Raw genomic sequence first — 21321 nt, 5'->3', positions numbered from 1 at the left:
AACACTTTTCCTAATTATTTTAACTTATATAGGTATATTATTTCAATAAAAATGAAAACTATAACTATTATAAGATGTATTGCTTAAGAAATTCAAATTAGTATTAGTGTAATTTATAGCTGATTTTAGGCAGTATATCTATATTAATTTATAGGAGTGAATTGATATGAAGGATAGTACAAAAAGAATTTTATACACTGCAGCTACAGCAATTATAGTTGTTTTTTCGACTACGTTTGCAATCTTAATGACACTTGAAAGAATGGATTATAGAAATTATCTTCAAGCAGAATATAATAAAAATATGTATCAACTTATAAATTCTGTTGAAAATGTGGGGAATAATTTAGCTAAGGTACCTGTGCTTGGTTCGAGGGAACAGGATATAGTGGTTTTTGATGAAATATTTAGATATTCCGCTGTCGCGAATGATAAGCTTCACTCTCTTCCAGTATCGCAAGATAAACTTGGAGCTACAAGTAAATTTCTATCACAGCTTGGGGATTTTTCTTATGTTCTAGGAAATAAAATTTCAAGAGGTGGAGAACTCAGCAATAGTGATGTGGCTCAAGTTGAAAACCTTAAGCTTCAATCATATAATCTTGAGAATCAACTTAAGTCTGTTCAAAATGATATAAATGCTGGAAGGGTAAAATGGGGAGAAATTAGACAAAAAGCTAGTGGCGTTTTAGCATCTACTAGTACACCAAGTGTCTCTGATGAATTTAAAGGAATACAAAAACAGGCAGCGCAATATCCTTCATTGGTTTATGATGGTCCGTTTTCAGATAATAATATGAATGTTAAACCGAGAGTACTTTCACAAAAAAAGGTATCATCAGCCCAGGCTCAAACTGTTATTAAAGAAGCGATTGGTGCTAAACGAATAAAAAGGATAGAAAGAAAAAGTGATGGAAATGGAACAATACCTACATACATGTTTGATGTGTATATGGTTGGAAGAAATAAAGGTACGGAAAAGATAACCTGTGAAGTTAGTCAAAATGGTGGAAAAATGCTGTCTATTATTGATAATAGGGTTGCAGGAAAGGCAACTATGGATATAAACACTGCTTCTCAAATAGGAAGAAAATATCTAAATAAAATAGGATATAAAAATATGTTCCCAACTTATGTGCTTAATTATAATAATGTAGCCGTTATAAGCTACGTAAACAGCACTGACAATATGCTTATATATCCTGATATGATAAAGCTAAAAGTATCCATGGATGATGGAAATGTAGTTGGTCTTGAAGCTGATAAATATCTTAAATCAAATTATAATAGAACTATTCCATCACCAAAAATAACCGAAGCAAAGGCTAGAGAAAGAGTTGGTAAGAGATTAAGCATTAAAAGTGTAAGGACAGCAATAGTTCCTACTGAAACAAATAAAGAGGTTCTATGTTACGAATTCTCCGGAAGCTATAAAGGCGATGATTTTATAGTATATATAAATGCTCAAACCGGCTATGAAACAAGAATTCTCCAAATTAGAAATACCCCAAATGGAAAATTAACAATGTAAACATCTGGGGGTTTGGGCGAAGCCCATGTGATTTGAGAACAATAAAATATTACTTTTTATATTAAAGTGAAAACTTAAAAATTAGTCTTATTAAGCTCTGGGGGTTTGGGCGAAGCCCATGTGATTTGAGAACCCAAAACTAGTCCCCGCTATAATATAATTTTGAATTTATATAAAAATGTACTATGATGTTCAGCTGGCTGAACGAAAAAGCATTTAAATGATGTTATAACCTTAATCTTTGAAATGATAAATAATATGACCACTGTATTAATTTTTTAGTGCAATGGTCACTTATTTATTATAGAAGAATTAGGAGAAGTTAATGATTTTTTTACTATAGAAAATGATTGTAAGACATGGAAGTTACTTAAATCAGTATAGTTAGCTGCATTTTAATATTTTGATCTATAAATAAAATAATTACACAGCTGTATTAGTAATCCTGAAACACATAAAATTAAAAGTATAGAAGTAGAGTTTAGGCTTACTTTGTTACTACTAACTAGAAAACTTAGTACAGCGATAAGTCCCCAAAGTATATCAAAACTTGCACCTTTAGATTTATAGCTTATAAGTTCTTTTCTTTCATCGCTAAATCTTTCACTTGTATTGTTTTTAGATTTTTTTAATAAATATGCGAACAATAAAAAGGATACAAGAGCTATGATAAAACATACCCAATATCCATTTTTCATAGTCAACAAATCAAAAATTCCAATGACCGAAAAAAATAAAGTGAACATAATCGAACTTAGAAATATTGAATCGAGTTCCTTATTATTTTTCATTTAAATCATCCTCCTCATAAATAAAAATATCTTCAATATTCATGTTGAAATATTTTGCGATTTTAAATGCAAGAATAATTGATGGATTGTATCTACCATTTTCAAGTGAACCTATTGTTTGTCTCGATACTTCAAGTGCCTTTGCAAGATCTTCTTGGCTTAGGTTCCTTTGTTTTCGTATTTCTTTAAGCTTGTTTTTCAAATTTTCACCTCTTAGTGGAATTAATATTTATAAAGTGTTTTTTATTTAAGAATTTATAAAAATGGAAAGCTAACTTTACACTTATAGTAGTCCATATAAAGTATAATGTCAAGTAAGCTTTCCGTAAATTTGAGGATATTGGTAACATGTTAATTAAATACATTTTTTTTTATCATTTAAAATAATAGTTTCTAAAATTCAAATAAATCTGGCTGATGTACTAATTTTTTTTAGCATATCAGTTGCTTATTTTTATTGTATTAAATTCAGTTAAGGTTAAAGAATAAGCTGGAAGTTATATATTAGTTATATACAAAATGGTTATAATTTTATATAATAGGATAAATTGGAAATGAAATTTATAATTTATTTACTCAATTATGGCCAAATAAAGAATTGCATAAACAAGCGTTATTGTAAGTATTTGAACGAGGGTTAGCTACAGATACTGATTATTACTTATCTGCAGTTGAAAATGGAAAAGTAATTGAATTTTCAGCATTTTATATCGCAAATAACTTTTGGCAAGAAGGGATTATTGCATATGATTATGGAATGATTGTAGATGAGAAAAATAGAGGACAAGGAATAGGCAAAAGTTTAATTGATAAGGCTTGCCCAATATCCAAAGAATTAGGCTGTAAAAGATTTGAATTAGACTTAGGTTTTCAAAGAGAAGGTGCTCATAAATTCTATGAATCAATTGGATTTGAAAAAAGAGCATACCTTTTTTCAAAGATACTATAGAATATAGGCAAATTTCAATTTTGCTGTAATATCAATGTTATATACAAAGTGGTTAAAATTTAATAGAATATAATAAATTTACAATTGATAAAATAAGCGCCATAAGAAGAAAGGATAAAAGCTATGGAATATGAAATTATACATTTACCAAAAGATAAATGGAAGGGAACTATAATTCCAATAAAGTATAAAACAGATAAATATTATGATGTTATAGTAAATAGAATGGATAAAGGATTTACTATTGAGATAGAAAAGAAAGACTTTATAGAGCCAGTAACTCATACACCAGAAGAATATGATTTTTCAGATAAGTTATATGAAGATCACTGGGAGAAGGCTTATGCTTGGGGAGTTTTAGTTAATGATGAATTAGTTGCTGCAATTGAAACTGATCAAGAAGTATGGTCTAATCGTTTAAGAATTACAGAACTTTAGGTGGCAGAAAAATATCAAAAGCAAGGAATAGGTCATGCATTAATTAAAATGGCAAAGGAACAAGCAAGAAGGGAACGTCGTCGTGCTATTATGCTAGAAACACAATCTTGTAACGTTAATGCAGTAGATTTTTATCAGCATGAAGGCTTTAGCTTAATTGGTATGGATACTTGCTGCTACAGTAATGATGATTTACAAAGAAAAGAAGTAAGGTTAGAATTTGGATGGTTTCCAGAAAAAAAGAAAAGATTAAATGATGAAGAAATAGAAGTTAGAATGGAAACAACGGAGGATTGGTATAATGTAGAGTTAATGGTACAGCATGCATTTTGGAATAAGCATCATCTTGGATGTGATGAACATTACCTTGTACATAAATTACGTCAAGATAAAGACTATCTTCCAGAGCTAAGCAGAATAGCAGTGAAGGATGGAGAGGTAATAGGATGTATAATGTATTCAAAAGCACAAGTTGCTGATGGGACAGATATACATAAAATTATAACCTTTGGACCTCTTTGTGTAGCTCCTAAATGGCAGGGATGCGGAGTTGGTGAACTGTTATTAAGAAAAACGATGAAGTTAGCTGTAAATAAAGGGTATAAAGGAATTGTGATTTTTGGAGAACCAGATTATTATCCTAGAATAGGATTTAAAACATGTGATAATTTTAATATTACAACTGCTGATGGTAAAAACTTTGATGCATTTATGGGATTTGAATTAGCAAAGGGTAGTATGAAACACATAAAAGGAAAATTTTTTGAATCCCAAGTTTTTGATAATCTTTCGGAGAAAGAAGTGGAACATTATAATAAAAAGTTTCCTCAACTACAAAAATTAAGATTCCCAGGACAATGGAATTAAAAGTAAAAATTACAATTTGCTTACTGACTCGTGGTCAAATAAAGAATAACATTAGAATTTATATGTTGTTTTAAATAGGCAATAAGTTTATTGCAGATCATATAAAGGGGGAGATGATTACATGGGTATTCATCAATTTAATATAAATTCTTTATCAGATGATGAATTTGTAAATGGAGAAGTTAAATATATTGTGAAAAAAAATCAATGTAGATTATTAGATGGAAGAAGAACTCCAGGATATATAGAGGATTATTTTGAAGATACAGCAATGTTTAGATGGAGAATTATTGATTTTGAGGATAAAGGAAATTACTGGGACTTACCTGTTGAAGATATAAAGTCATTTCAAATTTTAAAGAATTCTGAAGAGCTAGATATGGAAGCTGTAGATAGAATAACTGAAAAAATTAATTTTTTTAATAAATCAATAGTTATACAAGCAGATATAATAAAAAAAGAAATGGTAGAAGAAAAGATAAATATTGTTGAAAGAAATATTCTTAATTGGTTTAAAGATAATTCAAATAAATTATTAATTGAACAAGCTATGAATTTAAATTCCGAGGAGGGAAATAAGGAGCTTATCAAAGATATAAAACGATATATGAAGTCAATAGAAATGGATTGCATAGAAGAAAAGACATCAAGTGAAATTGTATTAAATCCAAACTCAGAATGGCTTAAAGGAATAAAGATAATTCTCGCTAAATTAGGAATTGTGAACTATAAAAATAAGATATTAAGAGATGAAAAATATTTGATAATATGGGTGGAGAGAAAAGGATAATAGAATATATAATTAATCGTATTGCGTATGTACGATCCTACTTTAAGATGTTAAATATTGATGAGGTAATATTATATAGGGGAATGTCTACTGAGCGTGAATGGATAAATTGCTATGAAAAATCTCTTACATCATGGACATTTAGTTTAGAGGTAGCTCTATCCTTTGCTGATTTAGATAAAAATAATAAATATAAAAATGGGTATGTGATTAAAAGGACAGTACCTATTGAAAATATATTTATGACATATTTGGAAACGGAGTCAATGAACAAGCAATACAAAGAATGTGAAGCAATTCTTTTCTTTGATAATGAAAAAGGATACTACTAAATATTGTATTCAGATAGTTTCTTTCTTGCTATTTAAAATAACAGTTGCTAAAATTGAAATAAATAACTAAACTATAACGTATAAGATAAATTTAAAGGAGCGATAACATGAAAAAGAAAATAGCTATATTATTTGGTGGACAATCAACAGAACATGAAGTTTCAAGAGTATCAGCAGCATCCGTTTTAAGAAATATTGATCCCACCAAATATGAAGTATATCCAATAGGGATAACTAAAAAAGGCGAATGGTTTGAATATAGTGGAAGTATAGATGATATAGAAAATGGTAAGTGGGAGAATAATGAGTTTTATAAAAGCCCAAAGGCACAGGATGTGTTATTTAATAAAGAAGTAGATGTTGTTTTTCCTGTATTACATGGGCTTTTTGGAGAGGATGGAACTGTTCAAGGTCTGTGTAAACTTGCTGGAGTGCCATGTGTAGGACCTGGAGTATTGTCTTCATCAATAGGTATGGACAAGGTTTATACTAAGTATGTACTTGAGCATTTTAATATAAAACAGGCTGATTATGTAATTGTAAATTTAAGCGAATATAAAAAGCAAAAAGAAGAGATAATAAAAAATATTGAAAAAAATTAAGTTATGCTGTGTTTATAAAACCATCTAATAGTGGATCATCTGTTGGTATAACAAAAGCTCATAACAGAGAAGAATTAGAAAAAGGATTAGAAGAAGCACTTAAATATGATAGAAAGGTTCTTGTAGAAAATGCAATTAATGCAAGAGAAGTTGAAGTTGCAGTTCTTGGAAATGATGAGCCTAAAGCGTCTATTCCAGGTGAAATATTACCTGCCAAGGAATTTTATGATTATGAAGCAAAATATCAAAATGCAGCATCCAGACTTTTAATTCCTGCAAATTTAAGTGATGATAAGCTTGAAGAGGTTAGAAAAACTGCGGTAGAAGTGTATAAGGCTCTTGATTGTGCAGGAATGGCAAGAGTTGATTTTCTTGTTGATAAGGATACTTTAGATATATATCTTAACGAAATAAATACTATTCCAGGTTTCACAAGTATAAGTATGTATCCTAAATTATGGGAAGCTACCAATAAAGGATATAAAGATTTAATAAATGAACTTATAGAACTTGCTATTGAAAGAAATAATGCTTAAGGAGATATTAGCATATGGCAAAAAAGGCAATAATAAGTGTTTTTAGTGGAGAAAATGAAAATAATGACGAGCCCATATCTGTAACAACTCCAGGAGAATTTTATAAGAGAAATGATTGTTACTATGCTGTTTATAAAGAGACAGAAATATCTGGCATGGAAGGTACTACAACTACGCTTAAAATAAAACCAGATAAGTTTTCTATTTTAAGAATGGGCACTACATCAACTAAAATGGAATTTCAAAAAGATAAGAAAACTTTTTCGCTATATGATACTCCTTATGGAACATTAGAACTTGAGATAAACACAAAACAATTGCAAATAGACATAAATGATGAAGGCGGTAAAGTTTCTGTTAAGTATGAGCTTAATATATCAAAGCAAAGTAAGCAATTAACTAATCTTCAAATAGAAATTAAAGTAATCTAATTTTTGTAATTGATGTTTATAAATTGTTATCGTGCGAAAACTTAAGTTATACATGTTTCAAAATGCTATGTTTAGGGTATTATGAGATATGCATAATTTAATAGTTGATTCGGTACCTTATGCTATGTTCAAATGGAGTAATGGTAGTTAAACTTTAAAAATACCATTACTCCATTGTTTTGATTGCTAAAATTTTGTCAATAATCATAATAAATGGTTTGTTGGTAATAAAAATATCCAATTATTGTGGTGGAGTGATTTAAATGATTAAAAGAAGATATGACAAAATAATAGAACTAATGTGTGAATATAAAGGAATAAGTAGAAAAGAACTATGCAAACTATTAAAAGATAAAAATTGCAAATATATGCTTTTTCTCCTCCTAAGAAAATATGGAGTTGGGTATGAATTCATAAAAAAGGATATGCCCACATTTAGTAAAAGAACTATAAATTGCAACTTCAAAAGAGCTGAAAAGATGTTTTTGATAAACAAGGAATTTAGAGATATGTACTTTGAATTTGAAGATGAGATTGAAAAAATTTAATATATAAAAAATAAAATAGTAGAAAAAAGTATATTTATGTGTTAAAATAATATGTATGTGCTGAAAGGCAATAAGAAACCTATCATACATGATAGGGTAATTTCTATTATATGCCCTCAAGGCAATATTGTCAATACAAAAACGAAAAAATACTTAAATTTTTAGAAAATTTTAAATATAAATTATATGGGAGGTAATTTAATGAAAACAAAGTATATATTTGTAACTGGAGGAGTTGTATCATCTCTTGGAAAAGGAATTACAGCAGCTTCTCTTGGAAGGTTGCTTAAAAATAGAGGACTTAAGGTATCTATCCAAAAGTTTGATCCTTATATAAATGTGGATCCAGGAACTATGAGCCTTATCAACATGGTGAAGTATTTGTAACTGATGATGGTGCGGAAACTGATTTGGATCTTGGACATTATGAAAGATTTATAGATGAAAACTTAAGCAAGAATAGCAATGTAACTACTGGAAAAGTATATTGGTCAGTTCTTACAAAAGAGAGAAGAGGAGATTTTCTTGGAGGTACTGTTCAAGTAATCCCTCATATAACTAATGAATTAAAAGATAGAGTATATAGAGTTGCTAAAGAAAAAGATGTTGATGTTGTTATAACTGAAATTGGAGGAACTGTAGGAGATATAGAATCACTTCCTTTTCTTGAAGCTATAAGACAGATCAAAGGTGAAGTTGGATCGGAAAATACATGTTACATCCACGTTACATTGGTTCCTTATTTACACAAAGCAGGTGAACTTAAAACAAAACCAACTCAACATTCAGTAAAAGAGCTTAGAAGTATAGGAATCCAACCTGATATTATAGTTTGTCGTTCTGAAAAGGAACTTTCAAAAGATTTAAGAAACAAAATAGGGCTTTTCTGTAATGTAGACGGAAATTCTGTAATACAAAATCTTGATGCAGAGAATTTATATGAAGTGCCATTAATGATGCATGAAGAGGGATTAGATAGCATTGTATGTGAAAAATTAAGCTTAAAATGCAAGGATGCTGATAATTCTGAGTGGATAAAGATGGTTGAAAACTTAAAAAGTTTATCAAAAGAAGTTACCATAGCACTTGTTGGAAAATATGTTGAACTTCACGATGCATATATATCTGTTGTTGAAGCTTTAAATCACGGTGGATATGCTAATAATGCCTCAATAAACATAAAATGGGTGAATTCGGTTGATGTTACAAGAGAAAACGTTAATGAAATATTAGACGGAGTAGATGGAGTTCTTGTGCCAGGAGGATTTGGAGATAGAGGAATAGAAGGAAAGATAGAAGCTACAAAATGGGCAAGAGAGAATAAAGTTCCTTTCTTTGGAATATGTCTTGGAATGCAGTGTGCGGTAATAGAATTTGCTAGAGATGTACTTGGATATGAAGGAGCACATAGTTCGGAAATAAATCCTGAGACAAAATATCCTGTAATTGATTTAATGCCAGAACAAAAGGATATAGATGATAAGGGCGGTACTATGAGACTTGGTTTATATGCATGTAAGCTTTATAATGAAACTAATGCTTCAAAAGCTTATAATGAGCAAGTAATATATGAGAGACACAGACATAGGTATGAATTTAATAATGAGTATAGAAAGAATATTGTTGAAAAGGGAATGATTCTTGCGGGAACAAGTCCAGATGAGAGATTAGTTGAAATAGTAGAAGTGAAAGATCATCCTTGGTTTGTTGGTGTTCAATTCCATCCTGAATTTAAATCAAGACCTAATAGACCACATCCTCTTTTTAGAGATTTTATAAAAGCAGCTTGTGATTATGAAGAAAAATAATATGTTCAATATGCAGGGACAACTACCCTGTATATTTTTTGAGTGATTTGAAAAATGTATTTAAAATAGAAAAGTATTAAAGGATTTTTAGAGTGGATATAGAATATTACTTTATTAAGTTATTAACTTTATACTTTAAGAAAAGTATGGAGGTGAAAGTATGATATTGGATACTTCGCTCAGTATAGCTTTAAAGGATGAGCTTGGAAGATATAACATCGGAAATATAAATCTTTTTAAAATTGAAGAAGCTAATAATATTTTTAAACTTATGAAAATAAAATTAAAAAATAAAAATACAGTAATGGTAAGTTTAAAGTGCCCGTTATGCGAAAAATGGCACAGCTTTAACTATTGCATTAATGATATGATAAATCAAGAGTTAATTGTATGTGGGTGTAAGACGCTTGGTACACCAGTACTGTTTATTGGTGAAAATGACAGAGTAAGTGATAGGGTAAAGCAGTATAATAGGGTGATTAAGGAAACTTATGCTATTTTCTAATGCCACTTTTAATGCGGTGATTTTTAAAAATACTTGATTTTTCAGCATTTTAAGTTTAATATATATAAATATGGTTTAAAATATTATTTAAAAAACATTTTAAGTACGTACATTTAGTAGTTTTGAATTTTAAATGTAGTTTCGATTATCTCTTTTCTAAAAAATTCTAAAATACTTTTAAATATTATTTTTGTTGAAAATCTGATTTGACTTCATAAAATTCTCATTTTACAAGTTAAAAATTAAAATTAGTATTTGCGGAGGTGTTGACTTTTTGATTAATGATGAGTTAGAAAGTATGACTCTTGTTGTTTTAAAAGAAATTGCAAAAAAACTGGAAATTAAGAACGCTTACAAGTACAAAAAGAGTGAGCTGATTAATTTAATAAAAGAAAAAAGAAGTATAAGCATACAAAAAGATGGTGTCATATTAAGAGAGAAAATAAGTCCTAAAAAAATATGGTAGTTGAGGAAAAAGATAGAGAAGAAAATATAAATAATGATGAGAAATCAAATTTACAAAAAAATGAAGTGAAAGCTAATTCTAAAAATAATGTTTCTAGAGAAGAGAAAAATGAGAAATTCAAAGAGATGGTTGATGAGTCAGATTCTGCAAAGGGAGTTTTAGAGCTTGTTGAAAATAACAACTTTGGATTTTTGAGAGGAAAAAATTATCTAACTAGCCAAGATGATATATATGTTTCTCCATCACAAATAAGAAGATTTAATTTAAAAACTGGAGATGAAGTTCAGGGAAAGGTTAGAATTCCGAAAGAAGGAGAAAAATTTAAAGCACTTTTGTATGTTCAAAAAGTAAACGGTGAAAATCCGGAAAAAGCCGTAGGAAGAACTCCATTTGAAAAATTGACACCAATTTATCCTAATAGTAGATTGATACTCGAAAAAACAGTAATGAGTTATCAACTAGATTGATGGATTTAATATGCCCTATAGGTAAAGGACAAAGAGGAATTATTGTAGCTCCACCTAAAGCAGGAAAAACCACATTGCTAAAAACGGTTGCACAGAGTTTAACTGCTAATCATAAGGAAATAAAACTTATAGTTGTTCTAATAGATGAAAGACCAGAAGAAGTAACAGATATGCAGAGAAGTATAAATGGAGAGGTAATATATTCTACATTTGATGAGGAACCTGAACATCACACTAAAGTTGCATATATGGTTTTGGAAAGAGCTAAGAGAATGGTAGAACAAGGTCAGGATGTTGTTATACTTATGGATAGTATAACAAGACTTGCGAGAGCGTATAATCTTACAATTACCCCAACGGGTAGAACTTTGTCAGGAGGATTAGATCCTGGAGCTCTTATAATGCCAAAGAAATTTTTTGGCGCAGCAAGGAATATAGAAGAAGGAGGAAGCCTTACTATACTTGCTACAGCACTTGTTGATACAGGCAGCAGGATGGATGACATGATATTTGAGGAATTTAAAGGAACGGGAAATATGGAGGTTCATCTTGATAGAAAACTTCAAGAGAGAAGAATATTCCCTGCGGTAGACATATATAAGTCAGGAACTAGAAAAGAAAATGAACTTCTTTCACCAGAGGAATTAGAAGCTGAATTTAAGGTTAGAAAGATATTGTATAATGAGAATAACGTTCAGGAAATTACTGAAAGGCTTATTAATATGCTTAACGAAACAAAAAATAATAAGGAACTTGTAGGGTTCATTAATAAGGGTAAACTTTCTAAATAAAATCTATGATATAAAATAAAGCTAAAGAATAAAATTAATATTGGAAATAATTGTATGAGAGCGTATATGAATTTGAATAAAACAAGTTCGTGTATGCTTTTTTATGCGATTGTAAAAAGTAATTGAAGTATTATTTTTGTAAATATAGTATATGACATATATAAAGAAGTAAGAGATGAACCTACTGATATCAATTTGATAAGGCTGATAAGCTATGAAAGGATATGAAAGTTTAGGAAGTTAAAGATGTTTTTTAAAACGAAAAAGGAAAGGACTTCTTGCCCTTTCCATTGTTAATAATTAAAAAATTATTTATCTGCTGGTAAATTGTATTTCTTTCTGAATTTTTCAACTCTACCACCAACATCAACAATTTTTTGATGACCTGTATAAAATGGATGGCATTTTGAACAAATATCTACTTTAAGTTCTTTTTTAGTAGAACCTGTAGTAAAGGTATTTCCGCATGCACATGTTACAACAGCATCTTCATGGTATTCTGGTTGTATTTCTTTTTGCATTATATTCACCTCTCTCAAATATCCACAGTATTAACTACGCCATTATATCATAATTAAACAATTTTAGTCAATAAATTAGCTATAAAATTTATAGCGAAGGAATAATGTTTTGTCTCATACACATATGCGGGGTTTGGGCGTAAGTCCATTATCCTTCTAGAATAAGATAAAAGCATTTTCAATAATAAATTCTATAAATCTAAGGTGAAAAAATTCCTCCGTACCTACGGAATTTTAGATGTAAACTCGTGCAATCCACTATATAAATTTTTATAATTTATTTTATAGGGCTGTCGCACCAAATATATTAAGTTATAATTTGTAAAAATTGTGAAGCAATAACTAATTTTTTTCGCCTAAAAAGAAGGCGAAAAAAAGCTAAGACCAGCTAGTAATAGTCAATAGTTTAAAGAAAAAAAAGTTAGAAATATTTTTAAAATAAAAAAAGTGTATAGCAAACAAACCATTAAAGCAACCGAATAATGGAAAAAAATTCAAGACAGTTAAATTGGAAAAACATTATTAATAGTTTAATTTAGGGTGTCAGCTACGCTGAGCACTATATTTTAAGCGCTTTGCGTGCATTAAGTTTAAGATTTTTTGTAGCGACAGCGGAGAAAAATCATCCTTCACTGTACTCTGTCCTCTGTACTTTGTACTCTGAGTTAAATTCCAGTTTGTCGTGGTAAACTTGGAATTTGCAATTTTTAAGTTGTCAGTTTTTAATATATAATAATTGGGAGATGTATAAAATGAATTATTTAAATGATGTTAAAGATTCTATTGGAAATACTCCAATTTTAAAAATAAATAATATTCCATTTAAAGAGGGAGTAAATGTATTTGCTAAGCTTGAAAATTTTAATCCAGGTGGAAGCGTCAAGGACAGAATAGGGGTATACATGATTAATAAAGCTGAAGAAAGTGGAAAGTTAAAAAAGGGCGGAACAATAATAGAAGCTACAGCAGGAAATACAGGGATAGGCATTGCACTGGCAGCTTTAAATAAAGGATATAGAGTTATATTTGTAGTACCTTTGAAGTTTTCAATTGAAAAACAAAAAATAATGAAGCTTTATGGAGCAGAAATTATTCATACCTCAAGAGAAAAGGGTATGCTTGGTGCTGTAGCAAAGGCTGAAGAGCTTTTAAAAGAAATACCAAACTCTATAGCACTTAAGCAATTTGAGAATACTGCAAATCCACTTGCACATTATGAAACCACAGGACCGGAAATATATAAAGCATTAGATGGTAAAATAGATTATTTTGTGGCAGGAGCTGGAAGTGGCGGCACTTATACTGGTATAGTTAAATTTCTAAAGGAAAAAAATCCGGAAATAAAGGGTATATTAGTAGATCCTGTCGGTTCAACTATGGGAGGTGGAAAAGAATTATGCTATAATATAGAGGGCATAGGAAATGATTTTATACCTGATACTATGGATATGAAGCTGGTTGATGAAGTTATAAAAGTAAATGATAATGAAGCCTTTGAAATGGTTAAGACTTTAGGAATAAAAGAGGGTCTTGTTGTTGGTTCATCTTCTGGTGCAGCTATGGCCGGAACTTTAAAATTGACTGAGAAAATAGCAGGAGGTAATGTAGTGACGCTATTTCCAGATAGAGGAGACAGGTACTTTAGTAAAGAATTATTTTAGAGAAGCATGATAATTTGAAAGTCCTCCTTCAATTTTAAGGATACATGAAATTTTTAAATTTATGATACGTAATGTTTTACAAATAATTTAGAAAATTAAGAGTACAAAGTATAGATGACAGAGTACAGTGAAGGGTGATTTTTCTCCGCTATGCTATTGAAAATCTCTAAATATATTTTCAATTCAATAATTATAACAGTTTATTTGATTTTTTAGATTTTACGTAATGAAATGGAGTAAAATCATCTATAACTGTACTCTGTACTTTTTAATCTGTACTCTGCATGAAGGGTGGCTATTCAATGAATTATGATTTTGACAAAATAGTAGAAAGAAGAAATACAAGCTGTGTAAAATGGGATGCAGGAGATAAGGATGTACTTCCAATGTGGGTGGCAGATATGGATTTTGAAGTTCTGCCAGAGATTTTAGAAGCAGTAAAAAAGAGGGCTGAACATGGTGTATATGGATATACTTTGTTTAGTGATGAATATTATAATGCGGTGATATCCTGGGTTAAAGAAAAACACAATTGGGATATAAAAAAAGAGTGGATTATATATTCACCAGGCGTTGTTACAGGACTTAATCTTATAGTAAAAGCACTAAATCAAGTTGGGGATAAAGTTGTTATTCAAACGCCTGTTTACTACCCATTTTATAGGGCCATTGAAAATAATGGTTTTAGAGTTCTTAAGAATCCATTAAAATTTGAAGATGGAAAGTACAAAATGGATTTCGAAGATCTTGAGAAAAAGCTTAAAGATAAACGAGTTAAGACATTAATTTTATGCAGTCCGCATAATCCTGTTGGAAGAGTGTGGACTAAGGATGAACTTAAAAGATTAGGTGATTTATGTCTTCAAAATGGGGTTACTATTATTTCTGATGAAATTCATTCAGACATAATTTATAAAGAAAATGAACATACTACTTTTGCAAGCATAAGCAAAGAGTTTGAAAATAACTCTATAGTATGTATGTCTGCAAGCAAAACTTTTAATTTAGCAGGACTTAGAACTTCGAGTCTTATTATTCCAAATGAAGTATTAAGAAGAAAAGTTATAAATGTAATAGATAGTGTTGGAAATGCAGAACCTAATGCTTTTAGTGAATGTGCCACAGTTGCAGCCTATAATTATGGAAAACAGTGGCTAAGTGAAATGATTGATTACTTAAAGGGAAATTTGAATTTTATGAAGGAATATATAAATGAAAACATGCCTTATATAAAAGTCATAGAACCAGAAGGAACTTACCTAGCGTGGCTTGATTTTAGAGCGCTTGAAATGGAACCTAATGAACTTCACGAATTTATTCTCAAAAAAGCAAAGGTTTGGTTTGATGAAGGATACATATTTGGTTATGAAGGAAACGGCTTTGAAAGAATCAATTTAGCATGTCCAAGAATTATTTTAAAAGAAGCACTTGAGAGAATTAATAAAGCGATTAACCAAAGTAGAGAGTAGAGAAGGATGATATTTTGAAATTACCAAAAGAATTTTATGGTAGGGATACTATAGTTGTAGCTAAAGAGCTTTTAGGAAAAACTTTTGTGCACGAGGTAGAAGGTATTAAAACCTCTGGGAAAATTGTGGAGACGGAAGCCTATAGAGGGATAAAGGATAAAGGAGCACATGCCTATGGTGGCAGAAGAACACCAAGAAATGAAGCTTTATACGGACCAGCGGGATATTCTTATGTGTACTTTATATATGGATTATATTACTGCATGAATGTAGTTGCTATGAAGGAAGGAATTCCAGAAGGAGTTCTTATAAGAGCTATAGAGCCAATTTCAGGAATAGAGACTATGAGTGAGAGAAGGTTTAAAAAGCCATATAGTGAACTGTCAAAATATCAGCTTAAAAATTTAACTAATGGACCCTCTAAGCTTTGTTTAGCAATGGACATTACAAAAGCGCAAAATTCTATAGATTTATGCGGAGGGGAGCTTTACTTTGAGGAAACCGAAAATGAGCCTTTTGAAATAGTTGAAGCCAAAAGAGTTGGTATAGATTATGCAAAAGAGGCTAAGGACTATCTTTGGAGGTTTTATATAAAAGGAAATAGGTATGTGTCGGTGAAATAGTTTCTTAAGTTTTTACCAGAAATACTGTTGATGGAATTAAAAATCGAATAAGGTTATTAAATTGTGGAATGAGTCAAATTTTTGACTCATTTTTGCGTTTTATTTGTTATACATTTTACAAAAATATTATTGCATTTATGCAAAAAAATGGGTATCATAAATATATAAATCTTTTGTTGTATATTCACTTAATAGATAATAAATACCAAATGCCAAATCAACTCTAAGTAAATCTCTGTATTCTATTAAAAACTTATAACATAAATAACTTTTCATTAAAGTTGTTCAATTTCCTGTGTTTTTAAAACTATTGTAAATAGGGGGAGTAATACCATATGTATCAATTAATTATCATCTTCTTCATAATAACATGTATAACGGATGGAATTTATTTTTTATGGTTAACATTGTTGTTATTATTTCCGCCAGTATTACACTTAAAAGATAAAGAATATATTGATGATATTGATCTGCATTTTTTTATACTTGTACCCTGTCTTAATGAGGGAAAAGTTATTTATGAAACAGTGAGAAATCTATTATCATTAAATATGCCAAATACTGTTTTTATAGTAATTAACGATGCTTCTAATGATAATACTTCAACAATACTTGAAGGAATTGTCGATACTCGTTTAAGAGTTCTAAATCGTGTTCTTCCAAATGCCCAAAAGGGTAAGGGTGCAACTTTAAATGATGGATATGAATATGTAAAAGGGATTGTAAGTGAAGAGGGACTTCAGCCTTCAAAAGTGGTTCTTGGGGTTATGGATGCAGATACGTTCATTAAGAGAAGCTTACTAGAAAAAATAGCTATTATTATGAACAATGAACCTAAAGTTGGCATGGTTCAAGCTCGTGTTAGAATAGGAACTTCAACTCGTAATTATTTTTTACCTTTAATGCAAGATTTGGAATTTTATACTTTTATAAATCGTATGCAGAATGTACGTGAATACACAGGAACAGTTGCGGCAGCTGGAAATGGTCAATTTAATCGATTATCAGCTATGGAAACACTTGGTGATGAACCTTGGAGCCAATGTTTATTGGAGGATTTTGATTTTAGTTTAAGATTGTTATTAAATGGATGGCGTACACGTTTAGTTCAAGATGAAAATATTTACCAACAGGGTGTAATTAGCTATAAAAAATTTGTTAAACAGCGTTCCAGGTGGGCACAGGGGTGTATCCAATGCATGCCGTATATTAGTAAAATAATAAAAGCTAAATATTTATCTCTTTCTGGAAAAATGGAAGTGGCTTATTTTATGATGTTACCTTGGCTGACTTTACTTTCAACTGCGGCACTGTTCTTTTCGTGGTTTTTAATATTATATACGTATTGGCATCACTCCAGCATTATAAGAAGCAAGCTTAGTTCATATCAAGATAATGAACTGTTAGCGTTGTTAATATTAATTCTTATATTTGTGTTTTTGCCTGGAATTGTATTTTCAATATCTTATTGGCGTGACACAAAAGAAAGTTTCTATAAAACTCTGCTTGCAGGTCTATTTATTCCTATCTATAACATGCTGCAAATACCAGCGGTAGTAGTTGCAACTTTTAGGCAAGCTAGTGGAAGAAACAGTTGGATTAAAACCGAACATTTTGTAGACTCTGATAAGGCAGTCTAAAGCAATAACAGGGAGGTAAAGGTTATGGAAAAATCAAATTTAACAGATGCAAATGCGAACGATACTTTAATGCATGGGCGTACAGCTACTATAGTTATAGCTGGCTCAAACGCTGCAGCAGCGCAGAAATCTTGGGCGGATGGTGTTTGCATAGGTTCAAGTTCTAATTGCATTGATGATGCTCAAATTCAGGCTTTAATTAATGAAGCTGTAGCAAATGAATTTACTTCAATTTATATACAGGCATTTGGTACGTTTTGGATTGGAAAACCAATATGTATTCCCTATGGACTGAATTTTTATGTAAATGGTGAAGGTATACCAAATGTAGATTTTAATATTGCAATTTGTACAACTACACCAACAGCAGGAACTCAATTTAGAAGTTCAGCTGCCTGGAATACTACACCTTGGTATGGAACTTGCAATACAGAAGGAACTAGTGTTACGAAGGTTTCAGGCACTTTACCATTTGATTCTAATTGGGTTGGTCAACCTATTTATATAAATGGTAACTATAATCATGTTGCTTCTGTTAATCCGAGTACCAATACTTTAACTCTTACTGATAGCGTACCAACTCAAACAGGGGTACCTTATTATTATTCGCCATCAATATTTGTCAGAGTTAATCCCCACCCTGAAGCAGGGACTATTAATGCTAAAGGTCAAACAAGATTTGAAAATTGTGCTTTAATGCCTGCTTTTGGCGATGCTGCTTATACAGTACCTATATATGGATTAACTGATGAATACGGTGCTAATTTACGATTAGATAATTTTATGTTTCTTCCTTGGGGATGGTTTGAATTAGGTCAACCTGCAATAGATCAAACTAAAAATGTATGTATGGCATTTAATTGCAGGGTGGTAACATGGGAGGAGGAACTGATTGTACAATAGGTTCGATTTATATTTTTGCACATGGAGGGGCAGGTCCATGCTGGGAATCAATAATAGGATATGATTGTGTCAGAGTAAGGAAAATAATGATGTATGGATGTTTTAGAGGAATTTCATTTCAAGATGCTTGGCTAAATGAGATAGATGATCTTGTGGTTTATGCCGCGCAAGGTTTAGCTGTGGCATTTAATACTAATGATGGTCATGGAAATATAATTCATAGGTTAAACTATGAGTCTCTTGGTATATGCTGGATGGGAGATAATCCTTTAGTGTACCTTTATGATGATACTTATGTTCAGATTGATTACTTTTTCAATTGGCCATCATCATATAGTAATAATATAATAACTATAACCAATGATGATTCACGTATAGAAAAGACTTGTCTTGCGTTTAATTTAGGTGATAGTGGTATTGTACAAGTAGTTCCTCGCTCAGTTACTATTCCGTATGCCTTTGGTGGTATAATTGCAACTCCATTCTTAGATGGTGGATATCCATCTATTGGCATTGGAAGCGGTAATATGGCCGTACCAACATCAGGAAATACTTATTATGTAAGAGATCCAGTTGACATTACTATTAGCGGAGGAGCCGATGTTTCTATCATTTGTAAAGATGCCCAAGGTAATATAATTGATAATGGGGTTACTTCTTTGAATCACCGTTTTTTACTAGGTGCAATGCGTTATACCGATGATTATCTTGATACGGGGTGCTCAATAGCTATAACATATACTATTGCTCCAACGGTTGTCGTTGTTCAGGCTGAGATAGGTTCAACAGGAACAATTCCTATTCCGATATCTGGTGTTAATTATGTAGCCTCTAAAATTGGCCTTGATATATCATTTTCAGGAGGTACAGGTGTATCTGCCACAACAATGGATGGTTCAAGTAATACAGGAGGAAATGTTTTAGATACAGGTTTAACCTCAATGGTTGGTTATCATTTATCCCCAGGACAAATAATAAATTTTGGGAATTTTACAATAGTTCCTTCTAGTTTAGTTGTAAGACGACATAGCGAACTTTAACTTGCTGCGCTGAATAATCAATTAATATTTAGAGGTGTGTTGAATGGGTGAGGTAATTATTACTATATTGTGGTTAGTGCCAATTATTTCAATGAGTATTTCTATCGGAGCGGGAATAATTTTATATATTTCTTTATATAATTATAGAAAAAACAAAATGTTAAAGCAAAAAAATAAAGGAGGTGCTGCATGAATTTTATTTATGATTTAATGAAGCAGAAATTTGATTTTATTATTCCTTTATTTTTCATAATTATAGGTATTGTTGTAGCCATAATTATTTTTTTATTGCGCTTTTCTATTTGTACAAAAAGAAAAAAGTATTATTCTAAAATACAAACATCTAATGCTGATACCAAAAAGGAATAATTGAAATATTGATTAGTAACGCACAAAAGTGTCAGGATGAAATCATAAATAGGAAGAACCATAGAAAATAGTGATATTAAAGTAGGTTCATATATTTTTCACCACATCAACTTGTTTTTCATATTATGAAGTGAAGAGCAATAATGGTGTGGTGTTTTGTGTGTTATACGCATTAATACTGGCAGGGGGGAAAGGAACAAGATTATATCCGCTTTCAAGAAAGGAAAATCCCAAACAGTTCTTAAAAATTGTAAATAATAAAAGTTTTTTAAGAAATACTGTTGATAGAATAAAGACTTTGGTAAGCAAGGATAATATATACGTTATAACTAATGAAAACTACATTACAAGAATTTATGATGAACTTCCAGATATACGAAAGGAAAATATATTTACTGAACCTGAGAACAAAGAAACTGCTACATGTATAGGTCTTTCGGCAGTGAAGCTTTTAAAAAAGGACAACGATGCCACAATGATAGTGCTTCCTTCAGATCATTATATTGAAAATGAAAAAGAATTTATAGATACTTTAAAGCAGGGAATTGAGGTTGTTGAGAGAAGAAGAGGGCTTGTTACAATTGGAATAAATCCCACGAGACCCGAAACAGGATATGGCTATATTCAAATGGGTGATAAGATTTTCAACTATGAATCTGTATATAAAGTTGAAAGATTTCTTGAAAAGCCCAATATAGAAGTTGCAAAGGACCTTTTAAGCAAAGGAAATTACCTCTGGAACAGTGGAATGTTTATCTGGAGGGCAGATACGTACTTAAGAGAAATGAATAAATACCTTCCAAAGATGTATAAAGGTATGATGGATATTTATGAAGCGGTTGGAACAGAAAGTGAACATGAACTAATAAATGAGCGATATAGAACAATGGAAGGCATATCTGTTGATTTTGGAATAATGCAAAAAACAAGGAAAGGCTATGTTGTGAAATCAAACTTTGATTGGGATGACCTAGGCAACTTTAGTTCTTTATCAAGATTTTTAAAAGACTATAAAGGCGAAAATACTGTAAGTGATAATGTTTTTTTAGAAGACACAGAGAATTGCTCTATTTTTGGAAGTAAAAACCTCATAATTTGTTTTGGGGTTAAGGACTTAATTGTAGTTGATGCAGGGGATGTTGTTTTAATAATGGACAAAAATAGGGATCAAGAACTAAAACATCTTGTTGAAGAGTTAAAAAATGAAAAGGAAATAGAAGGGTATCTTTAAAAATCCGCTCGA

General features: G+C 30.7%; 19 protein-coding genes and 4 pseudogenes. 20 read left to right on the top strand and 3 right to left on the bottom strand.

Going from position 1 to position 21321, the window contains the following annotated elements; genetic code table 11:
- The first annotated feature begins 166 nt into the window (after positions 1-166).
- Positions 167-1531, top strand: coding sequence for a germination protein YpeB (ypeB, locus tag AGR56_RS08205; RefSeq protein ID WP_053241854.1), 1365 nt, complete (start codon positions 167-169; stop codon positions 1529-1531).
- Positions 1532-1926: 395 nt separating this feature from the next.
- Here ypeB and AGR56_RS08200 read toward each other — a convergent pair whose 3' ends face one another.
- The gene (locus tag AGR56_RS08200) at positions 1927-2322 is read right to left on the bottom strand and encodes a DUF2178 domain-containing protein (protein ID WP_053241853.1); all 396 of its coding nucleotides are present in this window, start codon (positions 2320-2322) and stop codon (positions 1927-1929) included.
- Complete coding sequence (locus AGR56_RS08195) at positions 2312-2524, bottom strand: helix-turn-helix transcriptional regulator (protein WP_053241852.1); 213 nt, start codon at positions 2522-2524, stop codon at positions 2312-2314. Before AGR56_RS08195 ends, AGR56_RS08200 begins: the two co-directional genes overlap by 11 nt.
- A 456-nt stretch (positions 2525-2980) precedes the next feature.
- Here AGR56_RS08195 and AGR56_RS21665 point away from each other — a divergent pair.
- From AGR56_RS21665 to rho, 11 genes and pseudogenes are all read left to right on the top strand, one after another.
- A pseudogene (locus AGR56_RS21665) lies at positions 2981-3271 on the top strand (GNAT family N-acetyltransferase); the annotation flags it as partial.
- Between the two features lie 123 nt (positions 3272-3394).
- A complete protein-coding gene (locus AGR56_RS20775) occupies positions 3395-3709 on the top strand; it encodes a hypothetical protein (RefSeq protein WP_198149994.1) in 315 nt (104 codons plus the stop codon).
- A complete protein-coding gene (locus AGR56_RS08180; protein ID WP_198149992.1) occupies positions 3710-4576 on the top strand; it encodes a GNAT family N-acetyltransferase in 867 nt (288 codons plus the stop codon).
- 121 nt (positions 4577-4697) lie between these two features.
- Positions 4698-5366, top strand: coding sequence for a hypothetical protein (locus AGR56_RS08175; RefSeq protein ID WP_053241851.1), 669 nt, complete (start codon positions 4698-4700; stop codon positions 5364-5366).
- Positions 5345-5698, top strand: a complete 354-nt coding sequence (locus AGR56_RS08170; RefSeq protein ID WP_053241850.1) for a hypothetical protein — start codon at positions 5345-5347, stop codon at positions 5696-5698. Before AGR56_RS08175 ends, AGR56_RS08170 begins: the two co-directional genes overlap by 22 nt.
- Before the next feature lie 107 nt (positions 5699-5805).
- Positions 5806-6836 (top strand): annotated as a pseudogene (locus tag AGR56_RS08165) (D-alanine--D-alanine ligase family protein).
- 14 nt (positions 6837-6850) lie between these two features.
- On the top strand, positions 6851-7267 hold the full coding sequence (locus AGR56_RS08160) for a DUF1934 domain-containing protein (protein WP_053241849.1): 417 nt from the start codon (positions 6851-6853) through the stop codon (positions 7265-7267).
- A gap of 263 nt (positions 7268-7530) precedes the next feature.
- A complete protein-coding gene (locus AGR56_RS08155; RefSeq protein WP_053241848.1) occupies positions 7531-7815 on the top strand; it encodes a hypothetical protein in 285 nt (94 codons plus the stop codon).
- A 201-nt stretch (positions 7816-8016) separates the two neighbouring features.
- A pseudogene (locus AGR56_RS08150) lies at positions 8017-9623 on the top strand (CTP synthase).
- A 160-nt stretch (positions 9624-9783) separates the two neighbouring features.
- Positions 9784-10128, top strand: a complete 345-nt coding sequence (locus AGR56_RS08145) for a hypothetical protein (protein ID WP_053241847.1) — start codon at positions 9784-9786, stop codon at positions 10126-10128.
- A gap of 274 nt (positions 10129-10402) precedes the next feature.
- Positions 10403-11852, top strand: a pseudogene (gene rho, locus AGR56_RS08140) (transcription termination factor Rho).
- A 308-nt stretch (positions 11853-12160) separates the two neighbouring features.
- On the opposite strand, the gene rpmE reads toward rho, so the two are convergent.
- Positions 12161-12373: a 50S ribosomal protein L31 gene (gene rpmE, locus AGR56_RS08135; RefSeq protein WP_053241846.1), complete on the bottom strand. Its 213-nt coding sequence runs from the start codon at positions 12371-12373 to the stop codon at positions 12161-12163.
- A gap of 752 nt (positions 12374-13125) precedes the next feature.
- Between rpmE and AGR56_RS08130 the strand changes: the two genes are divergently transcribed.
- The 8 genes from AGR56_RS08130 to AGR56_RS08095 all read left to right on the top strand — a co-directional run bounded on the left by AGR56_RS08130 (position 13126) and on the right by AGR56_RS08095 (position 21309).
- Entirely contained in the window at positions 13126-14034 is a 909-nt protein-coding gene (locus AGR56_RS08130) for a cysteine synthase family protein (protein ID WP_053241845.1), read from the top strand.
- A gap of 302 nt (positions 14035-14336) precedes the next feature.
- The gene (locus tag AGR56_RS08125; protein ID WP_053241844.1) at positions 14337-15503 is read left to right on the top strand and encodes a MalY/PatB family protein; all 1167 of its coding nucleotides are present in this window, start codon (positions 14337-14339) and stop codon (positions 15501-15503) included.
- Positions 15504-15517: 14 nt separating this feature from the next.
- Positions 15518-16126: a DNA-3-methyladenine glycosylase gene (locus tag AGR56_RS08120; protein WP_053241843.1), complete on the top strand. Its 609-nt coding sequence runs from the start codon at positions 15518-15520 to the stop codon at positions 16124-16126.
- A 335-nt stretch (positions 16127-16461) separates the two neighbouring features.
- Positions 16462-17766 (top strand): glycosyltransferase family 2 protein, encoded by a 1305-nt coding sequence (locus AGR56_RS08115; RefSeq protein WP_053241842.1) that lies wholly within the window; start codon positions 16462-16464, stop codon positions 17764-17766.
- A gap of 24 nt (positions 17767-17790) precedes the next feature.
- Positions 17791-18669: a hypothetical protein gene (locus AGR56_RS08110; RefSeq protein ID WP_053241841.1), complete on the top strand. Its 879-nt coding sequence runs from the start codon at positions 17791-17793 to the stop codon at positions 18667-18669.
- Positions 18642-19709: a hypothetical protein gene (locus tag AGR56_RS08105; protein WP_053241840.1), complete on the top strand. Its 1068-nt coding sequence runs from the start codon at positions 18642-18644 to the stop codon at positions 19707-19709. Before AGR56_RS08110 ends, AGR56_RS08105 begins: the two co-directional genes overlap by 28 nt.
- 189 nt (positions 19710-19898) lie before the next feature.
- The gene (locus tag AGR56_RS08100; RefSeq protein ID WP_053241839.1) at positions 19899-20078 is read left to right on the top strand and encodes a hypothetical protein; all 180 of its coding nucleotides are present in this window, start codon (positions 19899-19901) and stop codon (positions 20076-20078) included.
- Between the two features lie 160 nt (positions 20079-20238).
- Positions 20239-21309, top strand: a complete 1071-nt coding sequence (locus AGR56_RS08095; RefSeq protein ID WP_053241838.1) for a mannose-1-phosphate guanylyltransferase — start codon at positions 20239-20241, stop codon at positions 21307-21309.
- The last annotated feature ends 12 nt before the right edge of the window (positions 21310-21321 follow it).

It is taken from the genome of Clostridium sp. DMHC 10, from assembly GCF_001270375.1.
Classification (GTDB): domain Bacteria; phylum Bacillota; class Clostridia; order Clostridiales; family Clostridiaceae; genus Clostridium_S; species Clostridium_S guangxiense.
Note: the sequence above shows the minus strand (reverse complement) of the source record. Positions and strands in the feature narration are given on the sequence as shown.